19 protein-coding genes are annotated in these 23,848 nt (G+C 63.3%); 15 read left to right on the top strand and 4 right to left on the bottom strand.

Features of this window, described 5'->3' with window-relative positions:
* The first annotated feature begins 47 nt into the window (after nt 1-47).
* The 3 genes from hisF (at nt 48) to coaA (ending at nt 2,211) form a co-directional block, all read left to right on the top strand.
* Nucleotides 48-848: an imidazole glycerol phosphate synthase subunit HisF gene (hisF, locus tag AC07E3_RS18090; protein ID WP_478363828.1), complete on the top strand. Its 801-nt coding sequence runs from the start codon at nt 48-50 to the stop codon at nt 846-848.
* Entirely contained in the window at nt 845-1,165 is a 321-nt protein-coding gene (locus tag AC07E3_RS18095) for a phosphoribosyl-ATP diphosphatase (protein ID WP_336070867.1), read from the top strand. The genes hisF and AC07E3_RS18095 overlap by 4 nt, the downstream gene beginning before the upstream one ends.
* Nucleotides 1,166-1,251: 86 nt before the next feature.
* Nucleotides 1,252-2,211 (top strand): type I pantothenate kinase, encoded by a 960-nt coding sequence (gene coaA / locus AC07E3_RS18100; RefSeq protein WP_336071148.1) that lies wholly within the window; start codon nt 1,252-1,254, stop codon nt 2,209-2,211.
* Here coaA and AC07E3_RS18105 read toward each other — a convergent pair.
* The 4 genes from AC07E3_RS18105 to AC07E3_RS18120 all read right to left on the bottom strand — a co-directional run bounded on the left by AC07E3_RS18105 (nt 2,198) and on the right by AC07E3_RS18120 (nt 5,781).
* Nucleotides 2,198-2,812 carry an alpha-ketoglutarate-dependent dioxygenase AlkB family protein gene (locus tag AC07E3_RS18105; protein WP_336071147.1) on the bottom strand — a complete coding sequence of 205 codons (615 nt, stop codon included), beginning with the start codon at nt 2,810-2,812 and terminating at the stop codon, nt 2,198-2,200. The two genes, coaA and AC07E3_RS18105, sit on opposite strands and share 14 nt — an antisense overlap.
* Before the next feature lie 265 nt (nt 2,813-3,077).
* The gene (gene lysM / locus AC07E3_RS18110; protein ID WP_007009105.1) at nt 3,078-3,533 is read right to left on the bottom strand and encodes a peptidoglycan-binding protein LysM; all 456 of its coding nucleotides are present in this window, start codon (nt 3,531-3,533) and stop codon (nt 3,078-3,080) included.
* Between the two features lie 118 nt (nt 3,534-3,651).
* A complete protein-coding gene (gene arfB, locus AC07E3_RS18115) occupies nt 3,652-4,086 on the bottom strand; it encodes an alternative ribosome rescue aminoacyl-tRNA hydrolase ArfB (RefSeq protein WP_478363830.1) in 435 nt (144 codons plus the stop codon).
* 84 nt (nt 4,087-4,170) lie between these two features.
* A complete protein-coding gene (locus tag AC07E3_RS18120; protein WP_478363848.1) occupies nt 4,171-5,781 on the bottom strand; it encodes a phosphoenolpyruvate carboxykinase in 1,611 nt (536 codons plus the stop codon).
* Nucleotides 5,782-6,081: 300 nt separating this feature from the next.
* Between AC07E3_RS18120 and AC07E3_RS18125 the strand changes: the two genes are divergently transcribed.
* The 12 genes from AC07E3_RS18125 (at nt 6,082) to trxA (ending at nt 23,707) form a co-directional block, all read left to right on the top strand.
* The gene (locus AC07E3_RS18125; RefSeq protein WP_088941548.1) at nt 6,082-6,783 is read left to right on the top strand and encodes a response regulator transcription factor; all 702 of its coding nucleotides are present in this window, start codon (nt 6,082-6,084) and stop codon (nt 6,781-6,783) included.
* Nucleotides 6,784-6,945: 162 nt separating this feature from the next.
* A complete protein-coding gene (locus tag AC07E3_RS18130; RefSeq protein ID WP_478363832.1) occupies nt 6,946-8,718 on the top strand; it encodes a stimulus-sensing domain-containing protein in 1,773 nt (590 codons plus the stop codon).
* 5 nt (nt 8,719-8,723) lie between these two features.
* Nucleotides 8,724-9,182: an HPr kinase/phosphorylase gene (locus AC07E3_RS18135; protein ID WP_336070860.1), complete on the top strand. Its 459-nt coding sequence runs from the start codon at nt 8,724-8,726 to the stop codon at nt 9,180-9,182.
* Nucleotides 9,183-9,429: 247 nt separating this feature from the next.
* Nucleotides 9,430-9,831, top strand: coding sequence for a PTS sugar transporter subunit IIA (locus AC07E3_RS18140; protein ID WP_007009100.1), 402 nt, complete (start codon nt 9,430-9,432; stop codon nt 9,829-9,831).
* Entirely contained in the window at nt 9,828-10,148 is a 321-nt protein-coding gene (locus AC07E3_RS18145) for an HPr family phosphocarrier protein (RefSeq protein WP_478363835.1), read from the top strand. The genes AC07E3_RS18140 and AC07E3_RS18145 overlap by 4 nt, the downstream gene beginning before the upstream one ends.
* A 146-nt stretch (nt 10,149-10,294) precedes the next feature.
* Nucleotides 10,295-11,695 (top strand): adenosylhomocysteinase, encoded by a 1,401-nt coding sequence (ahcY, locus tag AC07E3_RS18150; protein WP_478363837.1) that lies wholly within the window; start codon nt 10,295-10,297, stop codon nt 11,693-11,695.
* Between the two features lie 203 nt (nt 11,696-11,898).
* Nucleotides 11,899-14,421, top strand: coding sequence for a sensor histidine kinase (locus AC07E3_RS18155; RefSeq protein WP_478363850.1), 2,523 nt, complete (start codon nt 11,899-11,901; stop codon nt 14,419-14,421).
* A 9-nt stretch (nt 14,422-14,430) separates the two neighbouring features.
* Nucleotides 14,431-15,939 carry a tRNA (adenosine(37)-N6)-threonylcarbamoyltransferase complex ATPase subunit type 1 TsaE gene (gene tsaE / locus AC07E3_RS18160; RefSeq protein WP_478363838.1) on the top strand — a complete coding sequence of 503 codons (1,509 nt, stop codon included), beginning with the start codon at nt 14,431-14,433 and terminating at the stop codon, nt 15,937-15,939.
* A complete protein-coding gene (locus AC07E3_RS18165; RefSeq protein WP_478363840.1) occupies nt 15,936-16,673 on the top strand; it encodes a nucleotidyltransferase family protein in 738 nt (245 codons plus the stop codon). The genes tsaE and AC07E3_RS18165 overlap by 4 nt, the downstream gene beginning before the upstream one ends.
* The gene (addB, locus tag AC07E3_RS18170; protein ID WP_478363842.1) at nt 16,663-19,788 is read left to right on the top strand and encodes a double-strand break repair protein AddB; all 3,126 of its coding nucleotides are present in this window, start codon (nt 16,663-16,665) and stop codon (nt 19,786-19,788) included. The genes AC07E3_RS18165 and addB overlap by 11 nt, the downstream gene beginning before the upstream one ends.
* Complete coding sequence (gene addA, locus AC07E3_RS18175) at nt 19,785-23,309, top strand: double-strand break repair helicase AddA (RefSeq protein WP_478363844.1); 3,525 nt, start codon at nt 19,785-19,787, stop codon at nt 23,307-23,309. Before addB ends, addA begins: the two co-directional genes overlap by 4 nt.
* Before the next feature lie 74 nt (nt 23,310-23,383).
* Nucleotides 23,384-23,707: a thioredoxin gene (gene trxA, locus AC07E3_RS18180; protein ID WP_007009092.1), complete on the top strand. Its 324-nt coding sequence runs from the start codon at nt 23,384-23,386 to the stop codon at nt 23,705-23,707.
* The last annotated feature ends 141 nt before the right edge of the window (nt 23,708-23,848 follow it).

Consider the following 23,848-nt stretch of genomic DNA (forward strand, 5'->3'; position numbering starts at 1 on the left):
CATCTGACAAGGCTAATGGAACTTAAAGTTGTGTGTAAAGTGAACAAATGACCCTCAAAGCCCGCGTTATTCCCTGTCTCGATGTGAAGGACGGCCGCGTCGTCAAAGGCGTCAATTTCGTCGATCTGATCGATGCCGGCGATCCGGTGGAAGCGGCGAAGGCCTATGACGCCGCCGGGGCGGACGAGCTCTGCTTCCTCGACATCACCGCCTCCAGCGACAATCGCGACACGATCTTCGACGTCGTGGCGCGCACCGCCGAGCAGTGCTTCATGCCACTCACCGTGGGTGGCGGCGTGCGCGAGGTTTCCGACATCCGCAAACTCCTGCTCGCCGGGGCCGACAAGGTGTCGATCAACACGGCGGCCGTGAAGGACCCGGAACTGGTGGCGCGCGCGGCCGACAAGTTCGGCGATCAGTGCATCGTCGTGGCGATAGACGCCAAGCAGGTGTCGGGCGAAGGCGAACCGCTGCGCTGGGAAATCTTCACCCACGGCGGGCGCACGCCGACCGGCATCGATGCTGTCGAGTTCGCCCGAAAGGTAGTGGATCTCGGTGCCGGCGAAATCCTGCTCACCTCGATGGATCGCGATGGCACGAAGGCGGGCTACAACATCCCGCTGACCCGCGCCGTGGCCGACGCGGTGCGTGCGCCGGTGATCGCTTCCGGCGGCGTCGGTACGCTCGATCACCTCGTCGAAGGCGTGCGCGAGGGCCATGCCAGTGCCGTTCTGGCCGCGTCGATCTTTCATTTCGGCACCTACACGATCGGCGAGGCCAAGGCATATATGGCATCGGCGGGCATTCCCATGCGGCTCGACCCCGCACAGACCCCGGAGCAGGCATGAGCCAGTTCGACCTCACCCGTCTCGAAGCCATCATCGCCGAGCGTGCGCGCTCGGGCGATGAAAACTCCTGGACCGCAAGGCTGTTTGCAAAGGGCACGCCCAAGGCAGCGCAGAAGCTCGGCGAAGAAGCCGTTGAAACGGTGATCGCCGCCGTCTCGCGTGACAGGCAGGAACTGATTTCCGAAAGTGCCGATCTTCTTTATCATTGGCTCGTGGTCCTGGCGCTCGAAGGCATTTCGCTCGACGAGGTGATGGAAGAGCTTGAGCGCCGCACCGCACGTTCGGGCGTTGAGGAGAAGGCATCCCGAAAGGGATAGATCGTTTTTGCGCAGGATGGCATCATCGACGCATGACCGAGATTACAAAGACAACCATGGCGGCAAGGAAGGGGGCCGCGAACTTCATGGACCAGCTTGTCTCAGGGGAGAAGTACTCCCCCTATCGCATTTTCAGCGCCGAGAAATGGGCGAAGTTTCGCGCCGATACGCCGCTCACGCTGACCGAGGACGAGGTTCGGCGGCTGCGTTCGCTGAACGACCCGGTCGATCTGGAGGAGGTGCGCCGGATCTATCTTTCCATGTCGCGCCTGCTCTCGGCCCACGTGGAAGCCACGCAACTCCTGTTCCGGCAGAGGCAGGTGTTTTTCGATTCGGAAGACGTGGTCAAATCCCCCTTCATCATTGGCATCGCCGGTTCGGTGGCCGTCGGCAAATCGACCACGGCGCGCGTTTTGCAGGAACTCCTCACCCGCTGGCCATCCAGCCCCAAGGTCGATCTGGTGACGACCGATGGTTTCCTCTATCCGAACGAGATCCTGCGGCGCGAAAATCTGATGGAACGGAAGGGCTTTCCCGAAAGCTACGATGTCGGGGCCGTCCTGCGGTTTCTTTCGGCCATCAAGGCCGCCGTGCCAAATGTCCAGGCGCCGCTTTATTCTCATTTGACCTACGATGTTCTGCCGGGTGAGTTCCGCACAATCGACCGGCCGGATATTCTGATCTTCGAGGGCATCAACGTCCTGCAGACGCGCGATCTTCCGCAGGATGGGGCAGCCGTCCCCGTGGTGTCGGATTTCTTTGATTTCTCCATCTATATCGACGCGCCGGAAGATCTGATCCATCAATGGTATGTGGACCGTTTCATGCGGCTTCGCGAAACGGCGTTCCAGAATCCGGAATCCTTTTTCCACCGCTATGCCGCACTGAAGCCCAACGCCGCGCTCGCCATTGCCGAGCAGCTCTGGGAGAACATCAATCTGAAGAATCTGCGCGAAAACATTCTGCCGACCAGGCCGCGCGCCGATCTGATCCTGCGCAAGGGTGCCAACCATCTGACAGAAGAGGTCGCGCTCAGGAAGCTGTAACCCGGCGCAGCGTGAGATTGATGCGTCCGGGCGCTGAAAGCAGTGTCGAGGTGCCCGGATAGATGCGGTCGACGCCGTGAAAGGCCAGCCGCCCTGCCCCGCCGAGCACCACCACATCGCCGGACTGAAGTTTGACGGAAACGGTTCTGTCGCCGCGTTTTGTGCCGCCGACGCGAAAGAGGCACGTGTCTCCAAGCGATACGGAAACCACCGGTGCTAAGAAGGCTTCTTCGTCGCGGTCCTGATGAAGGCCCATTTTGGCCGCTTCGGTGTAGTGATTGACAAGGCAGGCTTCGGGCGGAGCGGGAAAATCCGCCACCTCGTCCCAAAGCGCGAGCAGCCGTGCCGGAATGGGCGGCCAGGGTTTTCCGGTCACGGGATGCATCGCCTGATAGCGGTAGCCGCGCTCCTTGTCCGTAACCCAGCCGAGCGCGCCGCAATTGGTCATGCGCACGCTCATCTCCCTGCCGGTGCGGGGCATTGCAGGTACAAACAGCGGTGCCTCGCGCACCACGGCGCGAATGTCCGCCACCAGCGCTTCCTGGGCTGCGCGATCGAGATAACCCGGTAGATGGCGCACGCCTTCGGTCAGGTTCGGCAACAGGGTCTCCTTGCGTCGAACACGGCGCATGATGCGCCGTTGCATTGATGGAGTGCGTGGTTCGACAAGCTCACCATGAGGGGCGGGATTGGCTGCAAACCCCTCCATCATGTTCATGAACAGGCTTGCCCGATACCGCCTTCCTCATGGTGAGCTTGTCGAACCACGCACCACGCAGACAGCCTCGCGCAGAAAGCTTACACCCGCAAAAAAGAGAACGGCGACCCGAAAGCCGCCGTCTCCTGTCAGATCATGACAGTTGCGATCACGCCTCGGCGAGATCGGGAATGCGCAGCACCTGGCCGGGGTAAATCTTGTCCGGATCGTCGAGCATCGGCTTGTTGGCTTCGAAGATCACGGTGTATTTCGCACCCTTGCCCTTGCCGTAATTGGCCTCGGCGATCTTCCAGAGATTGTCGCCCTTTTTCACGGTATAGAAAACCGGCGCCTTCGCTGCCGCCGCCGCGACCTTCAGCTCGCCGGCCTCCACCTTGGAAATGCCGAGCGTGTTGCCGACGGCAACAACGGCCTTTTCGAAAGCCGACTGGTCAGCGACTTCGCCCTTGAGAACGACCTTGTCACCTTCCACGACCACATCAACCTTGTCGGTTCCGAGCTTGTGGGAATCGAGTTCCTTCTTCAGTTCGTCCGCTGCCGGGGGTTCCTCGTCCACCACGCCGAGCTTCTTGCCGACGGATTTGACGAAATCGAAAATGCCCATGGGTAAGGTCTCCAGTTAGAATTGGGATATTTGACGTGTAACGCCTCGGGATTTCAACCGCAAAACAGTTGCTGGGCATAAGTTACCGTAGCGGCGCGTCGCCCTTTCAATGCCCGTCTCAGTCGAAGCTGACCTTGCCGCGCATCTTCTTGACGGATGAGCGGCCGGCCTTTGCCTTCAGCCGCCGCTCAATGGCGGAGCGGGACGGCTTTGTCTTCCTGCGTGGCTTGGGTGGCGGTTCGGCGGCGCGCGAAAGCAGTTCGGCAAGCCGGTCTCGGGCGTCGGCGCGGTTCATCTCCTGAGTGCGGAAACGCCCGGCCTCGATCACGATATCGCCGTCCTTGGTGGCGCGGCTGCCTGCCAGGGCAAGCGCTCTTTCGCGCACACGTTCGGGCAGGCCGCGTGCCGCCCGCGCATTGAACCGCAGTTGCACGGCGGTCGCCACCTTGTTGACGTTCTGCCCGCCGGGACCGGAGGAACGGATGAACTGTTCCTGCAACTCGTCCTCGAAGACGGTAACGCCACTCCTGATGTTGAGGTCGCCCTCGGCCATTGCTCCTGTCCGTTCACATGAAAAGGCCCGGTCGTGAACCGGGCCTGAAAATGCGCATTCAGCGGCAGGGATGCAAGCCTGATGTCATTCGGCCGCTTCCGCCATATGCGGCGCTGCTGCGCGGACGCTGGCATCCACATGCGTTTCGAATTTTTCGAAATTGTCGACGAACATGCCGACGAGGCGGCGGGCCTGAGCGTCATAGGCGGCCTTGTCGGCCCAGGTGGAACGCGGATCAAGCACGCCTGCATCAATGCCCGGCACCGCAACGGGAACGGCAAAGCCGAAATGCGGATCCGTGCGGAACTCCACATCGTTGAGCCCGCCGCTCAGCGCCGCGTTCAGAAGGCCGCGCGTCACCTTGATGGGCATGCGGCTGCCGACACCATAGGCCCCGCCGGTCCAGCCGGTGTTGACCAGCCAGCAGTCGACACCGTGACGGGCGATCAGGTCGCGCAGCAGGTTTCCGTATTCCGAGGGATGGCGCGGCATGAAGGGGGCGCCGAAACAGGTGGAGAAGGTCGCTTCCGGTTCGGTCACGCCCTTTTCCGTGCCGGCCACCTTGGCGGTGTAGCCCGACAGGAAGTGATACATGGCCTGCGCCGGTGTGAGCCTGGCGATGGGCGGCAGAACGCCGAACGCGTCGGCCGTCAGCATGATGATGTTGCTCGGATGGCCGCTACGGCCGGTCTCGCTTGCATTCGGGATGAAGTGCAGGGGATAGGCGCAGCGCGTGTTCTCCGTCAGGCTGCCATCGTCGAAATCCGGCCGGCTCTGGTCATCGAGTACGACGTTCTCGAGAACCGTGCCGAAACGGCGGGTGGTGGCGAAGATTTCCGGCTCGGCCTCTTCGGACAGCCTGATCGTCTTTGCGTAGCAGCCGCCCTCGAAGTTGAAGAGACCGGTCTCGCCCCAGCCATGCTCGTCGTCGCCGATCAGCGTGCGCGACGGATCGGCAGAAAGCGTGGTCTTGCCGGTGCCCGACAGACCGAAGAAGACGGCGGCATCGCCATCCGGTCCGACATTGGCCGAGCAGTGCATCGGCATGACGCCCTTTGCCGGCAGAATGTAGTTGAGCGCGGTGAAGACCGACTTTTTCATCTCGCCCGCATAGGAAGTGCCCCCGATCAGCACGATCCTGCGGGTCAGGTCCACGGCGATGACGGTTTCGGTGCGGCAGCCGTGGCGCTCGGGATCGGCGCGGAAGGACGGCAGGTCGATGATCGTCATCTCCGGCACGAAGGAGGCGAGCGCTTCCACCTCGGGCCGCAGGAGCAGGTTGCGGATGAACAGAGAATGCCATGCATATTCCGTGATGACGCGCACGGACAGGCTGTTTTCGGGATCCGCCCCGCCCACAAGGTCCTGCACGAAAAGATCGCGGTCAGCGGCCTGCCTGACGAAATCTGCGTGAAGCGCGTCGAAATGCTCTGCCGACATGGGCTTGTTGTTGTCCCACCACACGGCATCCTCGGTGTCGGTGGTGCGCACGACGAACTTGTCCCTGGCGGAGCGGCCCGTGTGCTGGCCGGTCTCGGCCACCAGCGCGCCGTCGGCGGTGAGTTTTGCCTCTCCGCGGCGGATCGCCTCCTCATAGAGCGCAGCCGGCTGAAAATTATAAAAGACGGCGCCCGTCGTTTTCAGACCATTGCTGTCGATCCCGCAAGCCGGGTTGCGCATGCCGGTTTCGTTCATCGTAACCACCAGATTTCCCTTGAGATGCCTGTCTCCGCAGGCGATCTCAGCTGAAAACACAAATAAGCGTGGGATTTCAAACCATTAATCGATTTAAATTTTTTAAAATCGTTTAAATCGTTTAAATCGGGTTGGATTCGGCCAATATTTGCACAGCTTCGCAGCGTCGGGAGGTGTCATGAGAAGCACCCGTGTGACACAGGCTGCTTTATATGCCACATTTTGTACCCAATTTGTCCTGCAACTGCGCAACCGATCGATGCAGATAGGGACGATATGCCCATGAGGGAGCCGCTGGATATGGCAACAATCGCGCTTGTCGATGACGACCGCAACATTCTCACCTCCGTTTCCATCGCACTGGAGTCGGAAGGCTATCGGGTCGAGACCTACACCGACGGCGTTTCGGCGCTCGAAGGGCTGGGCGCGCGGCCGCCGAACCTGGCGATCCTGGACATCAAGATGCCGCGCATGGATGGCATGGAACTGCTGCGCCGGCTGCGCCAGAAGAGCGATGTGCCGGTGATCTTCCTGACCTCCAAGGACGACGAGATCGACGAACTCTTCGGCCTCAAGATGGGTGCTGACGATTTTGTGCGCAAACCCTTCTCGCAGCGTCTTCTGGTCGAGCGTGTCCGGGCGGTTCTGCGCCGTGCGAGCAATCGCGAGATCGCTGCCAAGGCGCCGGGCAAGCAGTCGCAGTCGCTGGAGCGCGGGCAGCTTGTGATGGATCAGGAGCGCCACACCTGCACCTGGAAGGGGCAGCCGGTGACGCTCACCGTCACGGAATTCCTGATCCTGCATTCGCTGGCGCAGCGTCCGGGCGTGGTCAAAAGCCGCGATGCGCTGATGGATTCCGCCTATGACGAGCAGGTCTATGTGGACGACCGCACGATCGACAGCCATATCAAGCGCCTGCGCAAGAAGTTCAAGGCGGTTGACGGCGAGTTCGACATGATCGAAACGCTGTATGGCGTCGGCTATCGCTTCCGAGAGATCTAGCATTTTGCAGTCAGGTGGAGTCACCTGACGTCCGCATAAATGCGGAAAGACAGATAGAGCGGAGCGGCGTTTCCATGAAACGGTGAACCGCGCTTGGGTCAGGACCCTGGGGTCGTCCCGGAATTGCAGTAGCCCGGCGCGTGTGCCGGCAAGACAGTAGCGATGAGTGCAGAAACGGAAAAGACGGAGCGGCGGTCCGCGAGGGCCGCGCGTTCAGTGGGCCAGCCCTTTCTGGGCCGGCTTGCCGTGCCCCTGCGCCGTCTTTTCGGCCATTATGTCTTTTCCAGCCTGACGCGGCGCATCCTGTTCCTGAACCTCGCCGGTCTCGGCGTTCTGGTTGTCGGTGTTCTTTATCTGAACGAGTTCCGCGAAGAGCTGATCAGCGCCCGCGTGGAAAGCCTGATGACGCAGGGCGAGATCATTGCCGGCGCCATTGCCAGCTCCGCCGAGGTGGAGACCGACTCCATCCTTGTGGATCCCGACAAGCTGCTCGAGCTGCAGGCGGGACAGAGCCTGCCGCCGCGGGGCGACCAGCTGGAAAGCCTGGACTTTCCGATCAACCCCGAGCGCGTGGCTCCTCTCCTGCGAAGGCTCATACCGCAGACCCGGACACGCGCCCGCATCTATGATCCAGACGCCAATCTTCTGCTTGATTCCCAGTATCTGGGGCAGGTGCTCCGCTATGAACTGCCCTCCATCGAGGATGAAGATGCGAGCCTTTTCGATCAGGTCTGGCAACGGCTGAGGGAAATTTTCCGCCGCCGGGACCTGCCTGTCTACAGGGAGCAGCCGGGAGGCAGCGGTGTGGCCTATCCGGAAGTGATGAAGGCGCTCACCGGCACGACCAACTATGTTGTGCGCATCAGCGAGCAGGGTGAGCAGATCGTTTCCGTCGCCGTGCCTGTCCAGCGCTTCCGCGCCGTGCTCGGCGTGCTTCTCCTGTCGACCCAGGGCGGCGACATCGACAAGATCGTTGCAGCCGAGCGCAAGGCGATTCTGCGCGTGTTTGCCGTCGCAGCGCTGGTGACGGCCATTCTCTCGCTGCTGCTTGCCTCGACAATCGCCAACCCGTTGCGGCGCCTCTCGGCGGCGGCGGTGCGCGTGCGCCGTGGCGCGCGTTCGCGTGAGGAGATCCCCGACTTCTCCCATCGTCAGGACGAGATCGGCAATCTGTCCGCGGCCCTGCGCGACATGACGAAGGCGCTTTATGCACGCATCGACGCCATCGAGAGCTTTGCCGCCGACGTGGCGCATGAGCTGAAGAACCCGCTGACCTCGCTCGGCAGCGCCGTGGAAACGCTGCCGCTCGCCAGGGATGAGCGCTCGCGCGAGCGGCTTCTGGAAATCATCCAGCACGATGTCAGGCGCCTGGACCGCCTGATCACCGACATTTCCGATGCATCGCGCCTCGATGCGGAGCTTTCGCGCGAGGACGCGGGCCGCGTGGAGCTGAAGCAGTTCGTTGGCGATCTGGTGGGTGCGATCCGCGAGGCCGGTTCGTCCAAGAAGCCGGTTGAGATCACGTTCACAGCCGGCGGAAAAGACGAAGCGGTCACGCCCTATTTCATTCAGGGTCATGACCTGCGGCTCGGGCAGGTGATCACCAATCTGATCGAGAACGCCCGCTCCTTCGTGCCGGAGAAGACCGGACGGATCGATGTGCGCCTCGCGCGCGCCGGCAAGCGCATCATCCTCACGGTTGAGGACAATGGGCCTGGAATCCGAGTGGAGAACATCGATCGCATCTTCGAACGGTTCTACACGGATCGTCCGGCAGGTGAGGCGTTCGGCCAGAATTCCGGCCTTGGCCTCTCCATCAGCCGCCAGATCATCGAGGCCCATGGCGGCACGTTGACAGCGGAGAACATCGCCGGGGCGAAGCCCGGTGACCTCAAGGGTGCCCGGTTCATTGTCTCGTTGCCGGCCGAGGCCTGACCGCCATGCACAACCGCCACGCCACTGCCATCGTTGTTGCGGGCACCGGCATTCTGATCGAGGGCGAGTCGGGCACCGGCAAGACGATGCTTGCGTTTGAGGCGCTCGCCTTCTTCCGGGCAGCAGGCGTCTTCGCCGCCTTCGTGTCAGACGATCAGGTATACCTCTCCGCACGCAGCGGGCGCCTGATCGTGCGCACACCCGATCCCATCGCGGGATTGGCCGAAGCGCGCGGTCTGGGGCCGGCGAAGCTCGAACACGTGCCTGCCGCCGTCATCGACCTCGCCATACGTCTGGTCGACGAAGAAGAGGCGCCGCGCTTCTCCGAAGGGGCGGAGATCGAACACGAGGGCATTGCGTTACCGTGCGTGGTATTGCCGCAACGGCAGGCACGAAGGGCGGTCCACGCCATCGCTGCAATCCTTCAATTGCCGCCTTTTGGGCCCGCTCGCACCCCCGTTTGAACTTTATTTAGGCGAATCGCCGCAGTTTTGGGCTTGTCAACGGCCTGTGCGTTGACAAGATAGCGCTCTTGCCGCGAGGCGGGACGGGACTGGGGCGTCTTGGGATCTGTCTCTGCAAGGGTGGACCGGAAAGGTCCGAACGCTAAGTGAAGAAAAACCGGATAAACGGGCAGACCCGTGAAGCCAGTGGATGGAGTGAAAGCGTGACAGGCTCGAGCGAAAAACCAAGCCTTCGGATGATGTGCCGATGATCGGGCTCGTCTTGGTGACGCATGGCCAGCTGGCCGAGGAGTTCCGCCACGCCGTGGAACATGTGGTAGGCCATCAGGAAAACCTGGAAACGGTTTCCATCGGCGCCGAGGACGACATGGAGCAGCGCCGCCGCGATATCGTCGATGCGGTGGCCCGGGCCGACACCGGCGCGGGCGTGATCATTCTCACCGACATGTTCGGTGGCACGCCGTCGAACCTTGCCATCTCGGTGATGGATGCGGGCCGTGTCGAGGTCATTGCGGGGGTCAACCTGCCCATGCTGATCAAGCTTTCTTCCGCACGCGCCAATGACGACATGGCGCAGGCGCTCGAGGAGGCACAGGCGGCCGGCCGCAAATACATCAATGTCGCAAGTCAGGTTCTGAGCGGAAAATGAGTGTGGCCCAGGCAAACGAAGTCTCAAACAGCACACCCGCTCCCGAGAGGCTGAAGCGCGAATTCAGCATCGTCAACCAGCGCGGCCTGCATGCACGCGCCTCTGCAAAGTTTGTGCAGACGGTGGAAAATCACGACGCCGATGTCGAGGTCGAGAAGGATGGCATTACCGTCGGCGGAACCTCCATCATGGGTCTGATGATGCTTGCCGCCAGCCCGGGCTGCAAGATCCGCGTGAGCGCCAGCGGGCGGGAAGCAGAAGCGCTTCTCGATGCGTTGCAGACCCTGATTGCCGATCGCTTCGGCGAAGAGTGCTGAGGCCACCCCGGCTGCTTCACATGCACGAATAAAGATTTCTTTATATCCATTGTGAGCTGCGCCATGATCTGGTAGTCAGATGCCAGCCTTCGCGCCCGGCCTGCTGCCTGTGGCGCCCGAATTCATGAAAATCGGAGAGTACGCCAATGAGCGCTGACAAGGATTTTGTGGTCGCCGACATTTCCCTGGCCGACTGGGGACGCAAGGAAATCGAGATCGCCGAAACGGAAATGCCGGGCCTGATGGCCTGCCGCGAGGAGTTTGGCAAGGAGCAGCCGCTCAAGGGCGCGCGCATCTCCGGCTCGCTGCACATGACGATCCAGACCGCCGTTCTGATCGAAACGCTGAAGGCACTCGGCGCGGATGTGCGCTGGGCCTCCTGCAACATCTTCTCCACGCAGGATCACGCTGCAGCGGCCATCGCCGAGAGCGGCACGCCGGTCTTCGCCGTCAAGGGCGAGACGCTCGAGGAGTACTGGACCTACACGGACCAGATCTTCCAGTGGACGGATGGCGAACCCTCCAACATGATCCTCGACGATGGCGGCGACGCCACCATGTATATCCTCATCGGTGCCCGCGCCGAGGCCGGCGAGGATGTCCTGTCCAACCCGGGCAGCGAGGAAGAGGAAGTCCTGTTTGCGCAGATCAAGAAGCGCATGGCGGCAACGCCGGGCTTCTTCGCGCGCCAGAAGGAAGCCATCAAGGGCGTGACGGAAGAGACAACCACGGGTGTGAACCGTCTTTACCAGCTTCAGAAGAAGGGCCTTCTCCCCTTCCCGGCAATCAACGTCAACGATTCCGTGACCAAGTCGAAGTTCGACAACAAGTATGGCTGCAAGGAATCGCTGGTCGATGGCATCCGCCGCGCCACCGACGTGATGATGGCCGGCAAGGTGGCGGTGGTCTGCGGCTATGGCGATGTGGGCAAGGGCTCGGCCCAGTCGCTCGCCGGTGCCGGTGCCCGCGTTAAGGTGACCGAAGTCGATCCGATCTGCGCCCTGCAGGCCGCCATGGACGGTTTCGAGGTCGTTACGCTGGATGATGCCGCCCCGGCTGCCGACATCGTGATCACCACGACCGGCAACAAGGACGTCATCACTCTCGATCACATGCGCAAGATGAAAGACATGGCGATCGTCGGCAATATCGGTCATTTCGACAATGAGATTCAGGTTGCAGCCCTGCGCAATCTCAAATGGACGAACATCAAGCCGCAGGTGGACATGATCACCTTCCCGGACAACAAGCGGATGATCCTCCTGTCCGAAGGCCGTCTTCTCAATCTCGGCAACGCCACGGGCCACCCGAGCTTCGTCATGTCTGCGTCCTTCACCAACCAGGTTCTGGCGCAGATCGAGCTTTTTGTGCGTGGCGAGCAGTACAAGAACGAGGTCTATGTCCTGCCGAAGCATCTCGACGAGAAGGTCGCGCGCCTGCATCTCGACAAGCTGGGCGCTCAACTGACCACCCTGTCGGAAGAACAGGCCTCCTATATCGGCGTTACGCCGCAGGGGCCGTTCAAGCCGGAACACTACCGCTATTAAGTAGAATTAACCAAGACACAAGATATTGATACCGGGCCATTGACTTTTGGCCCGGTATTATTTTTGTCACGCGTCCTTCTTCACGGCGATTCGCTCACGCGGTACAGTGCTGTGATTCGCGAGGCGGCTGACCTTCCGGGCTATGAGCCTGGCGAAAGGAAGGGGCGGTCTTGCCAGATCATGCGGCGGAGAAGGAACAGGACATGCCGGGGCTGGACCCGCTGAGCGGCGGATCTACGGGCCCTAGGGGCCGACAGCGCAAAGCGGGCATCATGCGGGGACTGGTGCGGTTTCTGACGCTGACGACAAGCGTGGCAGTGCCATCCGTGGCGGCCGCGCAGACCACTGCACAGCTTGCACCGGGCATTTCCGTCACGGCTGTCGATGTCATCCAGCTCGCGGTTTTCGCAGGTGTCATGGGCGCCGCCTTTCTTTCCGCCATCTGGCTGATCCGGCAGCGCGCCCGCATCGCTTCTGAAAATCTCGAACTGCGCGCGCGCATCGCCGAGCTGAGCGGCGCTCTTGGCCGCTCCGAGGCCCTTCTCAATCTCAAGGATCAGCGGGCAGTGGTCTGGGATGGCGGATCGGACAGGCCGGCGATTGTCGGCGATCTTCCGCCCGGCTGCGGCGCCCCGGACGAACGCTCGGCATTTCTCGCCTTTGGGCGCTGGATGATGCCGCGCTCGGCTTCAGCGCTTGACCGCGCACTCGCCACGTTGCGCGAAACCGGCGAGAATTTCGATCTGACCATTGAAACCCGCTCCGGCACAATGCTCGAGGCACAGGGGCGAAAATCCGCCCAGCATACGGTGCTGCGCTTCGTTTCGCTCACCGGCGTGCGTGAAGAGCATGCGCGGCTTCAGCTCGAGCAGGGTAATCTTTTGTCGGAACGCGCGACGCTGCTGGGGTTGATCGACGCGCTCGACATGCCGTTCTGGCTGCGCGACAAGGCCGGCCAGCTCGCATGGGTGAACCGTGCGTTCACGGGCGCGGTGGATGCGCCCACCGGCGATGCGGTTCTGCGCGAACAGCTCGAATTCCTGCCCATGTCGGCGCGCGAGGAAATCACGAACCGGCATCGGGAAGCTAATGAGGTCTTCCGGCAATCGCTTTCGGCGGTCGTTCGGGGCGAGCGGCGGGTTTTTGCGGTCACGGACTATGCGGGCATGCATGGGTCTGCGGGCATCGCGGCGGATGTCAGCGAAGTGGAATCGATCCGCCGGGAGTATCAGAGCACGGTCCAGAGCCACTCCGACACGCTCGACCAGCTTACCACGGCGGTGGCGATCTTCGACGAGAACCAGAAGCTGCGCTTCTTCAACCAGTCGTTCCAGAAGCTGTGGGATCTCGACACCCCTTTCCTCGAAAGCAGACCCGACAACGCCCTGTTGCTCGACCGGCTGCGCAGCGAAGGCACGCTGGCCGAACAGCCCGAGTGGCGGCGCTGGAAGGAAGGGCTCCTGTCCGCCTATCGCAGCATGAAGCCGCAGGAGCACTGGTGGCACCTGCCTGACGGGCGCACCATCCGCGTGATCGCCAATCCGCAGCCCAAGGGCGGTGTGACCTGGGTGTTCGAGAACCTGACGGAAAAATTTGATCTGGAAAGCCGCTACAATGCGGCAATGCGGGTGCAGGGCGAAACGCTCGACAATCTCACCGAAGGTGTTGCGGTGTTCGGCCCGGATGGACGTCTGCGCCTTTCCAACCCCGCCTTCCAGCGCATCTGGAACCTGCCGGACCAGCTCGTCACGCCCGAAGCGCACATCGCCGATATCCGCGCGGTGTGCGATCCGCTCGCCAAGGACAGTCCATGGCGCGGCTTCGTTGCCTCCGTTACGGGTTTCGATGACGAGCGGCGCAGCCAGCATGGCCAGGTGGAACTTTCAAATGGCTCGGTATTGAGCCACGCCACAATCCCGCTGCCCAACGGTCAGGTGATGATCACCTTTGTCGACATGACCGACAGCGTGAACGTGGAACGCGCGCTGAAAGAGAAGAACGACGCGCTGCAGAAGGCCGACAAGCTGAAGAACGATTTTGTTCAGCACGTTTCCTACGAGCTGCGTTCGCCGCTGACCAACATTATCGGCTTTACCGAACTCCTGAACCTTCCGGAGACGGGGCCGCTGAATCAGAAGCAGCGTGAATATGTGGATCACATCGGGTCGTCTTCTTCCGTGCTTCTCACCGTGGTGAACGACATTCTCGATCTGGCGACGGTCGATGCCGGCATCATGGAACTGGAGATCGGCGAGGTGCGGGTCGGCGACATGGTGGAGGCGGCGGCCGGGCTCATCTCGGAACGTCTGCGCGAACACCAGATTCGCCTCGATGTGCAGATGGATGATGCCACGCTCGTTTTCCATGCGGACGAAAACCGCGTGCGGCAGGTTCTGTTCAACCTGCTCTCCAACGCAGCCAATTACGCACCCGAGCATGGCACGATCCGCCTCTCCGCTCGGCAATATAACGATGCGGTCGAATTCCGCGTCCATGATGACGGACCCGGCATGGCGCCTGATGTGCTCGAAACGATCTTCAAACGCTTCGAGCCGCATGTTAATGGCGGGCGCAGGCGTGGTGCGGGCCTTGGCCTCTCCATCGTCAAGAGTTTCGTCGAGCTGCATGGAGGCTCGGTTCACATCGACACGGGCGAAGGGCGCGGAACCACGGTAACCTGCCGTTTCCCCTCCGCGCCGACACAGGCGCGGGTCGCCGCAGAGTAGCCAAACCGTATGACAGCACGCGTTCTGGAACGCTTCCTGCCGGATGAAGACGCAACCACGCTTTTCGGCGAGGACATCGCCGTGGCGTTGCGGCCTGGAGATATCCTTGCCCTGAAGGGCGATCTCGGTGCCGGCAAGACGACCCTCGCCCGCTCCATCATCCGCGCCCTGGCCGGCGATGCGGAACTCGATGTTCCAAGCCCCACCTTCACGCTGGTGCAAAGCTACGACGCGCGCATTCCCGTTCATCATTTCGATCTCTACCGGCTGGGCGACCCAGACGAGCTGGAAGAGCTCGGCCTTTTCGAGGCGGCAGAAGATGGCGTTGCGCTTGTCGAATGGCCGGAACGCGCAGGCGAGCGTTTTGCCGATGCGATCCGCATTGAGCTTCACGACAGCGGTGAAGGCCGGCTTGCGGTGATCGCCGGGCCGGAGGAGGCAATGCTTCGGCTGGAGCGCAGCTTCGCCATCCGTGATTTTCTCAACAACGCCGGAGAACTGCGCGCCCATCGCGCCTTCCTTCTGGGCGATGCCTCGCTGCGGGCCTATGAGACCGTGACCACGCGGCTTGGCGCCCGCCGCATCCTGATGAACGCGCCCGAGCGGCGCGACGAGCCGCTGCTTGCCTGCGGGCGGCCCTATAGCCAGGTCGCCCACCTGGCGCAGTCGGTCGCCGCTTCCGTGGCGATGGCAAACGCCATTCGCGGGCGCGGCTTCTCGGCCTACGAGGTCTATGCGCAGGATCTGGAAACAGGGCTTCTCCTGACCGAACATCTCGGCGAGACACCGTTTCTTTCGCCCGAAGGCGAGCCGGTCACTGAGCGCTATGTGGAGGCGGCGCGCCTCCTCGCAGCCCTTCACCGCGACGCATGGCCAAAAGAGATGCCGGTCAACGATCAGCTTGTTCATGAACTGCCGCCCTATGACCGCGAGGCGCTTGGCATCGAGGTTAGCCTCCTGACCGACTGGTACATGCCCTTCATGGCCGGGCGCCCCGCAAACGATGCGGAACGCGCGGGCTATATGGAGCGCTGGGACCGGCTGTTCGCGCGCCTTGAGCATTTCGAGAAAAATCTCGTCCTGCGCGATTTTCATTCGCCAAACCTGATCTGGCGTGCCGAGCGCGAAGGGTTCGACCGGCTGGGGCTGATCGATTTGCAGGATGCGGTGTGTGGGCCAGCGGCCTATGACGTCGCTTCGCTGGCGCTCGATGCCCGCGTGACCATGCCCGAAGAGTTGGAACGCGCCGTCGTGGAAGCCTATTGCGCCGCCCGGGCCGAGCAGGGGCCGTTTGATCGCGAAGCGTTCGACGAGGCCTATGCGATCTGCGCCACGCAGCGCAATTCCAAGCTGCTTGGCACCTTCGTGCGGCTGGAGCAGCGCGACCATAAGCCTTTTTACATCAAGCACCTGCCGCGCATCCGCGCCTATCTTCGCCGTGCAATGCGCCATCCCGTGCTGGACGAGCTGCGCACATTCTATGAAGAGGCCGGCTTCCTGAGCGGAGACGAGGCATGAGCGGAACGGTCCCGACAAAGGCGATGGTGCTCGCCGCCGGGCTCGGCAAGCGCATGCGCCCCATCACCGACACCATGCCCAAACCGCTGGTGAAGGTCGCGGGGCGGACGCTGATCGACCGGGCGCTCGACATGCTGGAAGGCGCGGGCGTCGAGACGGCCGTGGTGAACGTGCATTACCGCGCCGACCAAATGGAAGCTCATCTGGCAGGCCGCATCGCGCCGAAGATCGTCATCTCCAATGAGCGCGATCAACTCATGGACTCGGCCGGCGGCATCATTCGCGCCCTGCCGCACCTGGGAAACGCGCCCTTCTTCATTCTCAACGCCGACACGTTCTGGCTCGAAGCTGGCACGTCCAACCTCGAGCGCATGGCCCTTGCCTGGGAGCCTGAGACCATGGATATTCTCCTCATGGTTGCGGACACCGAACAGGCGACAGGTCATTCCGGCTCGACCGATTACCGAATGGATGAGGATGGCCGCCTCACCCGTGATCGCGGCGTGGAGGGCGGTGTCATCTATGCCGGCGCGATCGTGCTGCACCCGCGCATCTTTGCCGGTGCCGGCAACGAACCCCAGTCTCTCAATTCCTATTTCGATGCAGCCGAGGCCACGGGCCGGCTTTTCGGTATGAGGATGGACGGCGCGTGGATCACCGTCGGCACGCCGGACGCCATCGCCCCCGCCGAAGCGGTGGTGGCGATGCACGCCGAGAAGAGCGATGTTGGCTGAAGATAGAAGCCGCGTCTTTTCCATCCCCCCCGGCGTCGGCTTTCTGGAGACGCTTGTCGAAGCTCTGTTCGGTGGAAAGCTCGTGCCGGGTTTTCGGCACACGGGCGATCCGCTGGCGCTGGCCGATGTCACCATCTATCTGCCAACCCGCCGCGCCGCCCGCGCCCTGCGCGATGTCCTGCTTCGAAAGCTCGATGGTCAATCCGCCATCCTGCCCGTCATCCGCCCGCTGGGCGAGTTCGATGAGGAGGCCGCGCTGTTCGATACGGAGGGTGCCACCGCGCTCGATCTCGCCCCGCCGATAGAGGCGCTGGATCGCATCCTGTTGCTGGCACCGCTCGTGCAGGCGTGGAAGGCGCGGCTGCCCGGCCACGTGGCCGCACTCTTCGAGGAAGGCGTTGTGGTGCCGGCTTCGGCGTCGGATTCCATCTGGCTCGCGCGCGATCTGGCCGGCCTGATGGACGAGATCGAAACCGAGGAAGCCGACTGGACAAAGCTCGCCAGCCTCGCGCCTGATGCGCTGGCGCACTGGTGGCAGGTGACGCTCGAATTTCTGCAGATAGTCACCGCCCATTGGCCGAAACTGCTCGAAGAATTCGACCGCTCCAACCCCGCCGCACACCGCAACGCCATGCTGGCAGCAGAAGCCGCACGCCTCAAGGCCCATGCGCACAAAGGCCCGGTCATCGCTGCCGGCTCCACCGGCTCCATTCCCGCGACGGCCCGGTTGCTGGCGACAATCGCCGGGCTGGCAAACGGTGCCGTGGTCTTGCCGGGCCTCGACACGCGGCTCGACGCGCGTGCCTGGGAGGCGGTGGGCGATGCGGACGAGCCATCCGCCTTCGGCCATCCGCAGGCAGGGTTGAAGAAACTGCTTTCCGCCATGGGCATCACGCGCGACGAGGTGGTCGAGCTTGGCGAGCCTGCCCCGCCGCTTGCCCTGCGCCGCGCCTTGGTCAGCGAAACGCTGCGTCCTGCCGAAACCACGGATGCCTGGCTTGAAAATCAGGCGCTGGCAGCCGATGCGACAGAAGGGGACGCGCTTTCCGGCGTGACTTTGGTGGAGACCGCAAACGAGCGTGAGGAAGCGCTCTCGATTGCCGTTGCGCTGCGCCTAGCCTTGACCGACGAAAACGCAACGGCAGCACTCGTCACACCCGATCGCGGTCTGGCGCGTCGTGTCGCGGTGGAGCTGCGTCGCTTCGGCATCGAGGCCGATGATTCCGGCGGCACGCCGCTCGCCGACACCCCGCCGGCAACGCTGGCCCGGCTGCTGCTCGAAACCGTGTTCCGCCCCGGCGAACCCATCGCCATGGTCGCCCTCCTCAAGCACCCATTGCTCCGGCTGGGGCTGAAGCGCGCCAGCGTGCGCCGCGCCGCCGAGACCATCGAGCTAGTGGCGCTGCGCGGCGGCACGGGTCGGCCAGACATCGCCACGCTCGATGCGCTCTTTGAAACACGCTGGGAAGCGATCGAACGCGACACGCGCAAACCCTTCTGGTTCCCGCGCGTCAACGACGCCGCACTGGCCGAGGCGCGCGTCGTGCTCGGTGCTCTGGTCGAGGCGCTGCGCCCACTGGCCGCCCTGCGCGGGCAATCGGGCATCGGCGTGCCCGAGATGGCGCGCAAGACAGTCGAAGTTCTCGAAGCACTCGGCCGGTCCGAAGACGGCAGCCTCACCAACTACTATGACGGCGAGCGCGGGCAGGCCATGGCCGCCTTCCTGCGCGGTCTGGTGGGTTCGCAGACGACCCTGCCCTTCGATGCCGCCGAATGGCCGGCGGTCTTTGCCGCGCTCATCGCCACCGAAGTGGTGAAACCCACCATGGGCGCCGACAGGCGAGTCGCCATCTGGGGCACGCTCGAAGCGCGGCTTCTGCATGTCGACACGATGGTGCTGGGCGGCATGAACGAGGACACCTGGCCTGCCATCCCCTCCTCCGACCGCTTCATGTCGCGCCTGATGAAGGCCGAGCTTTCGCTGGAACCGCCGGAACGCCGGATCGGCCAGGCCGCGCATGATTTCATGATGGCGATGGGCACGAGGAATGTGGTGCTGACACGCGCCGCCCGCGCCGGCGATGCACCTGCGGTCGCGTCGCGCTGGCTGCAGCGCATTCTCGCCTTCGCTGGCGAGGAAACGACGAAGACAATGCGCGCGCGGGGCCGGGAGCTGATCGCATGGGCGCGTCTTCTGGACGACAGGCCGGACGAGGATTTCGCCCCCCGGCCCGAGCCCGCGCCGCCGGTCGAGGCGCGCCCCACGCGCTTCTCCATCACCGAGATCGAGACTCTCCGGCGCGATCCCTATGCCGTCTATGCAAAACGCATTCTGGCGCTTGTCGCGCTCGACCCGCTGATCCGCGATCCGGGTGCCGCAGAACGCGGCAATCTCTTCCACGATGTTCTGGAGCGCTTCATCAAGGAGGTGGAAGACCCGACTGCTCCCGACGCGCTCGACAGGCTGATCGCCATTGGCCGCCAGCTTTTTGCCGAGGCCGGTCTACCGCAGGATGTGGCAACGGTCTGGTGGCCACGCTTCGAGCGCACGGCGGCTTCCGTCATCGAGTGGGAACGCGCTCGCGCCGAAGGCATCGCAAGGCGCCATGCAGAAATCCGCGCCTCGGCCATCGAGGTGGCAAAGCTCGGACTCACCCTTTCAGGCCGCGCCGACCGCATCGACATCCGCGCCGATGGCAGCGCCGAGATCCTCGATTACAAGACCGGCGCCTCGCCATCGCGCCGGCAGGCGCACACGCTTCTCTCGCCACAGCTTGCGTTGGAAGCGGCGCTGCTTCAGCGCGGCGCCTTCGCCGATATCGGCCCGGCAGAGCCCGGCGACCTCGCCTATGTGCGGCTCAAGGCCAATGGCGAGGTCGTGCCTGAATCCATCCTTCGCATGAAGGACAGCGACAAGACCGCGCCCGGCATGGCCGAAGAGGCATGGGAACGGCTGGGGCAGCTTCTCGCCCATTATCACAAGCCTGAGACGGGCTATCGCTCACGCGTCCTGCCCTTCCGCGAGGGCGATGTGGATGGCGACTACGATCATCTGGCGCGTGTGCTCGAATGGTCTGCCGGTGGCGATGCAGGCGAAAGCGGAGGGGACGAATGAAAAAGTTCTCCTTCATCCCCGAGGATACGATCCAGGCGCAGTCGCTTGCAGCCGACCCCGCCACATCGGCCTGGGTTTCGGCCAATGCGGGCTCCGGCAAGACCCATGTGTTGGCCCAGCGCGTGATCCGGCTTCTGCTTCAGGGGGCCGACCCTTCGAAGATCCTCTGCCTCACCTACACGCGCGCTGCCGCTGCCAACATGGCCAACCGCGTCTTCCGCGATCTCGCCGGCTGGAGCCTCCTGCCCGATGAAGCGCTGTCCGATGTGATCGCAGAGATGGAGGGCAAGGCGCCCAGCCGTGAAAAGCTTGCCCGCGCGCGGCGGCTTTTTGCCCGCGCGCTGGAAACGCCGGGCGGTCTGAAAATCCAGACGATCCACGCCTTCTGCGAGGCGATCCTGCACCAGTTCCCGCTGGAGGCAAACATTGCCGGCCATTTCGAGCTGCTCGACACGCAGATGGAGGAGGCGCTTCTCGCCGAAGCGCGGCGCGATCTCCTGTCCGGTGCGGCCGGCGAGGATGGCGCGCTGGCAGAAGCCTTTGCCGAGGTGCTGGAGCGCGGCGGCGAGAGCGGCTTGCAGGAGCTCTTGTCGGAGATCATCGCCCGCCGCGACGGCTTGCGCACCTTTATCGATGAAATCGGCAACGACCCGGTTCCCTACAGCGCCCTGTTCGAGGAGTTCGATTTCGCAGCCAATGACACCGCAGCATCGATTGCCGCCTCCATCTGGCCGCTTCCGGGCTTCGATGCCGGCGCGTTTCGTGCCTTCGTGGCCGAGGCGGAGGCCGTCGACGCCAAAACGGTTTTGAAGAGCATCGTGCCCGATGCCAGCCGCGCCTTCGAGGAGGCGGACCCGCTGCGAAGGCTCGACCATCTGCGCAAGGGCTTTTTGAAGGCCGATGGCGGCGTCTATGGCGAGACCACGTTCAAAAAGGCGCTGCGCACCGCCCTGCCCGACATTGTGGAGCGCTATGGCGAGGCGGCGGAGGCAATCCGCGATGCGGTCGACCGCGTGGCGCTTTTCCGCATGCTGGAGGCAACGCGTGCGGCCCTTGTCATCGCCGATGGCATGATCGCCCGCTATGAGCGGCTGAAGCGCGCGCGCGGCTTTCTCGATTTCAACGATCTCATCATGCGCACCATCCGGCTTCTGGCGCGTGCCGATGCCGGACCGTGGGTGCAGTACAAGCTCGACAAGGGCATCGACCACGTGCTGATCGACGAGGCGCAGGACACGAGCCCCGAGCAATGGCAGATCGTGCGCCTTTTGGCGGAAGAGTTCTTTGCCGGCGAAGGTGCGCGCGAAGGCCTCATGCGCACCATCTTCGCGGTGGGCGATGAAAAGCAGTCCATCTATTCGTTTCAGGGAGCGGAGCCTGCGGCCTTCGGCGAAAGCGGTCGCGCTTTTGAGAAAAAGGTGCGCGAGGTCGAGCGCCGTTTCGAGCGTCTGCGCCTGCGCTATTCCTTCCGCTCCACCGAGGATGTGCTGCGCGCCGCCGATCTCGTGTTCTCGAAGGCCGATGTGGCGCAGGGGCTGACGCATGATCCCGAGCCGATCGAGCATCTGGCGGTTCGCGCGGGCCAGCCCGGCTATGTGGAAGTCTGGTCGCCCATTGCACCGGTCGCGGTGGATGAGCCGGAAGACTGGACGGAGGCCATCGACCATGCCTCCGCACCCGCCGTGCGGCTGGCCGAAACCATCGCGCAGACGGTCGAGGACTGGATCCGCAATGGCGAGATCATCGAAGGCACCGGCAAGCGCCTCACCGCTGGCGATGTGCTCGTGCTCGTGCGCAAGCGCGACCGGTTCGTGCACGCGCTCTCGCGCAGCCTGAAAAACCGCCACATCGATGTGGCCGGTGCGGACCGCCTGCGGCTCACCGCACACATCGCCGTGCAGGATCTGATCGCGCTTGGCCGCTTCCTTCTTCAGCCGCATGATGACCTGTCTCTGGCAGCGGTGCTGAAAAGCCCCCTCTTCGGCATGGATGAGGAACGCCTCTTCCGCCTTGCCTGGAACCGCGGGCGCGCCGTTCCGCTGTTCGATGCCATGCGCGCGCAGGCGCTTGAAGATCCGGCAGTGGCCGGCATGGTCGAGACCCTGCAGAACTGGCAGAACGAAGCGGCTTTCAAGCCGGCTTTCGAATTCTATGCCAGCCTTCTTACGGGCACGCGCGAGCGGGAGGGCGCGCGTCGGCTTTTCGTTGCCCGGCTTGGCCATGAGGCAAACGACATTCTCGACGAGTTCCTCTCCTTCGCACTGGCCGGCGAGCGCGCGGGGCTCAACGGGCTCGAAGCGCTCCTTTCGGCGCTTGAAGGGCAGGCGCCCGAAATCAAGCGCGAAATGGACCAGACGCGCGACGAGCTGCGCATCATGACGGTCCATGCCGCCAAGGGTCTTGAGGCTCCGGTGGTTTTCCTGGTCGATCCGGGCAGTGCGCCCTTCGTCTCCCAGCATCTGCCCAAGCTCATGCCCTTTGCGCCGCGTGGCGAAGGCTGGCAGGGCAAGGGCTTTCTCTGGCGCGCCGGCAAGGATGTTTCCAACACGGTGGCCGCGCGTTTCGAGGCTGATGCGAAGGTCAAGGCGGAGGAAGAATACCGCCGGCTCCTCTATGTGGGCATGACGCGGGCCGAGGACCGGCTGATCGTCTGCGGTTATCATGGCCAGCGTGAGCCACAGGAACTGACCTGGCTCAATGTCGTGCGTGCGGCCCTTTCCGGGGCCGACCGGGTGGAGGAGCGGGCGAGCCCCGCAATCTGCGCTCCGGTTTACCGCTACCGTGTGAGTGATGCGCCGGCGGTAAAGCCCGAAGCGGAGCGGCCCGCAGAAACCCGCTCCGAAACCGCGCTTCCCGAAGCCCTGCTCACCCCGCCGCCCATGCCGGTCGACCTGCCACGCCCGCTTTCGCCGTCACGCGCTGGCGCCCTGATCGAAGCTGATTACGAGCCGGTCCCCTCACCCCTTTCTCCCGTTCTCGACGAGGCACGCAAGCCGGGCTTTGCCATCCAGCGCGGTCTGGCCGTGCACAGGCTTCTGCAATTGCTGCCCGAGTGCCCGCAGGAGGAGCGTGAGGCCGCAGCGGGCCGCTATCTCGATCGTGTGGGCGGCACTTGGAGCAGCGAAGAGCGGGAGGCAGTCTGGCACTCGGTTCGCGCGATCCTCGAGGACACGCGCTTCGCTGCGATCTTCGCGCCCGGGTCCCGCGCCGAGGTCTCGGTCATGGGCGAACTCACGCTTGGCAAGCGCCGCCACGCCGTCTCCGGCAAGATCGACCGCTTGGCCGTCACCGATGATGCGGTGCTGATCGTCGATTACAAGACCAACCGCCCCGCGCCAAAATCGCTGGAAGAAGCACCCGCCCCCTATGTCGCGCAGCTTGCGCTCTATGCGGAGCTCCTGAAACCGCTTTATCCCGGGCGCAGGATCGAGGCTGCGCTTCTGTTTACCGAAACGCCGGTGCTGCTGCCGGTTCCCGCCGAACGTCTGGCAGACGCGCTTGAACGACTCACGCGGGCGTGACACAACAGAGCTTGACGCGACCCCGCGCCACCACCACATGTGGTGTGATCGATTTGCCGATAAGGAGAATTCCCATGGCCACCGTGAAGGCGGACAAGAACAATTTCCAGTCCGATGTGCTGCAGGCATCCGAGCCCGTGGTTGTCGACTTCTGGGCCGAGTGGTGCGGCCCGTGCAAGATGATCGCGCCCGCGCTGGACGAGATCGCCGCCGAGCTCGGTGGCAAGGTCAAGATCGCCAAGGTGAACATTGACGAGAACCCGGAACTGGCCGCGCAGTATGGCGTGCGCTCGATCCCTACCCTCATGATGTTCAAGGGCGGCGAAGTGGCCGACATGAAGGTCGGCGCCGCACCCAAGACGGCGCTTTCAGCCTGGATCAACGGCGCCGTTGCCTAAAACGTCGCCTGCAGAGACATGAAAAACCCGGCCTCGCGCCGGGTTTCAGACTGCTGACAAACCCCTGGCATTTGCCGGGGGTTTTTGATTCACTGGGTCATGTTGAAGACACCGGCCCCCGAACAGACAGCGCTCGAGATG

The organism is Nitratireductor lacus (assembly GCF_056431025.1).

Excerpts from the sequence above, each read along its gene's own strand:
- hisF (WP_478363828.1), top strand. The coding sequence starts at position 48 with ATGACCCTCAAAGCCCGCGTTATTCCCTGTCTCGATGTGAAGGACGGC.
- AC07E3_RS18095 (WP_336070867.1), top strand. The coding sequence starts at position 845 with ATGAGCCAGTTCGACCTCACCCGTCTCGAAGCCATCATCGCCGAGCGT.
- coaA (WP_336071148.1), top strand. The coding sequence starts at position 1,252 with ATGGACCAGCTTGTCTCAGGGGAGAAGTACTCCCCCTATCGCATTTTC.
- lysM (WP_007009105.1), bottom strand. The coding sequence starts at position 3,533 with ATGGGCATTTTCGATTTCGTCAAATCCGTCGGCAAGAAGCTCGGCGTG.
- arfB (WP_478363830.1), bottom strand. The coding sequence starts at position 4,086 with ATGGCCGAGGGCGACCTCAACATCAGGAGTGGCGTTACCGTCTTCGAG.
- AC07E3_RS18120 (WP_478363848.1), bottom strand. The coding sequence starts at position 5,781 with ATGAACGAAACCGGCATGCGCAACCCGGCTTGCGGGATCGACAGCAAT.
- AC07E3_RS18125 (WP_088941548.1), top strand. The coding sequence starts at position 6,082 with ATGGCAACAATCGCGCTTGTCGATGACGACCGCAACATTCTCACCTCC.
- AC07E3_RS18130 (WP_478363832.1), top strand. The coding sequence starts at position 6,946 with ATGAGTGCAGAAACGGAAAAGACGGAGCGGCGGTCCGCGAGGGCCGCG.
- AC07E3_RS18135 (WP_336070860.1), top strand. The coding sequence starts at position 8,724 with ATGCACAACCGCCACGCCACTGCCATCGTTGTTGCGGGCACCGGCATT.
- AC07E3_RS18140 (WP_007009100.1), top strand. The coding sequence starts at position 9,430 with ATGATCGGGCTCGTCTTGGTGACGCATGGCCAGCTGGCCGAGGAGTTC.
- AC07E3_RS18145 (WP_478363835.1), top strand. The coding sequence starts at position 9,828 with ATGAGTGTGGCCCAGGCAAACGAAGTCTCAAACAGCACACCCGCTCCC.
- ahcY (WP_478363837.1), top strand. The coding sequence starts at position 10,295 with ATGAGCGCTGACAAGGATTTTGTGGTCGCCGACATTTCCCTGGCCGAC.
- AC07E3_RS18155 (WP_478363850.1), top strand. The coding sequence starts at position 11,899 with ATGCCGGGGCTGGACCCGCTGAGCGGCGGATCTACGGGCCCTAGGGGC.
- tsaE (WP_478363838.1), top strand. The coding sequence starts at position 14,431 with ATGACAGCACGCGTTCTGGAACGCTTCCTGCCGGATGAAGACGCAACC.
- AC07E3_RS18165 (WP_478363840.1), top strand. The coding sequence starts at position 15,936 with ATGAGCGGAACGGTCCCGACAAAGGCGATGGTGCTCGCCGCCGGGCTC.
- addB (WP_478363842.1), top strand. The coding sequence starts at position 16,663 with ATGTTGGCTGAAGATAGAAGCCGCGTCTTTTCCATCCCCCCCGGCGTC.
- addA (WP_478363844.1), top strand. The coding sequence starts at position 19,785 with ATGAAAAAGTTCTCCTTCATCCCCGAGGATACGATCCAGGCGCAGTCG.
- trxA (WP_007009092.1), top strand. The coding sequence starts at position 23,384 with ATGGCCACCGTGAAGGCGGACAAGAACAATTTCCAGTCCGATGTGCTG.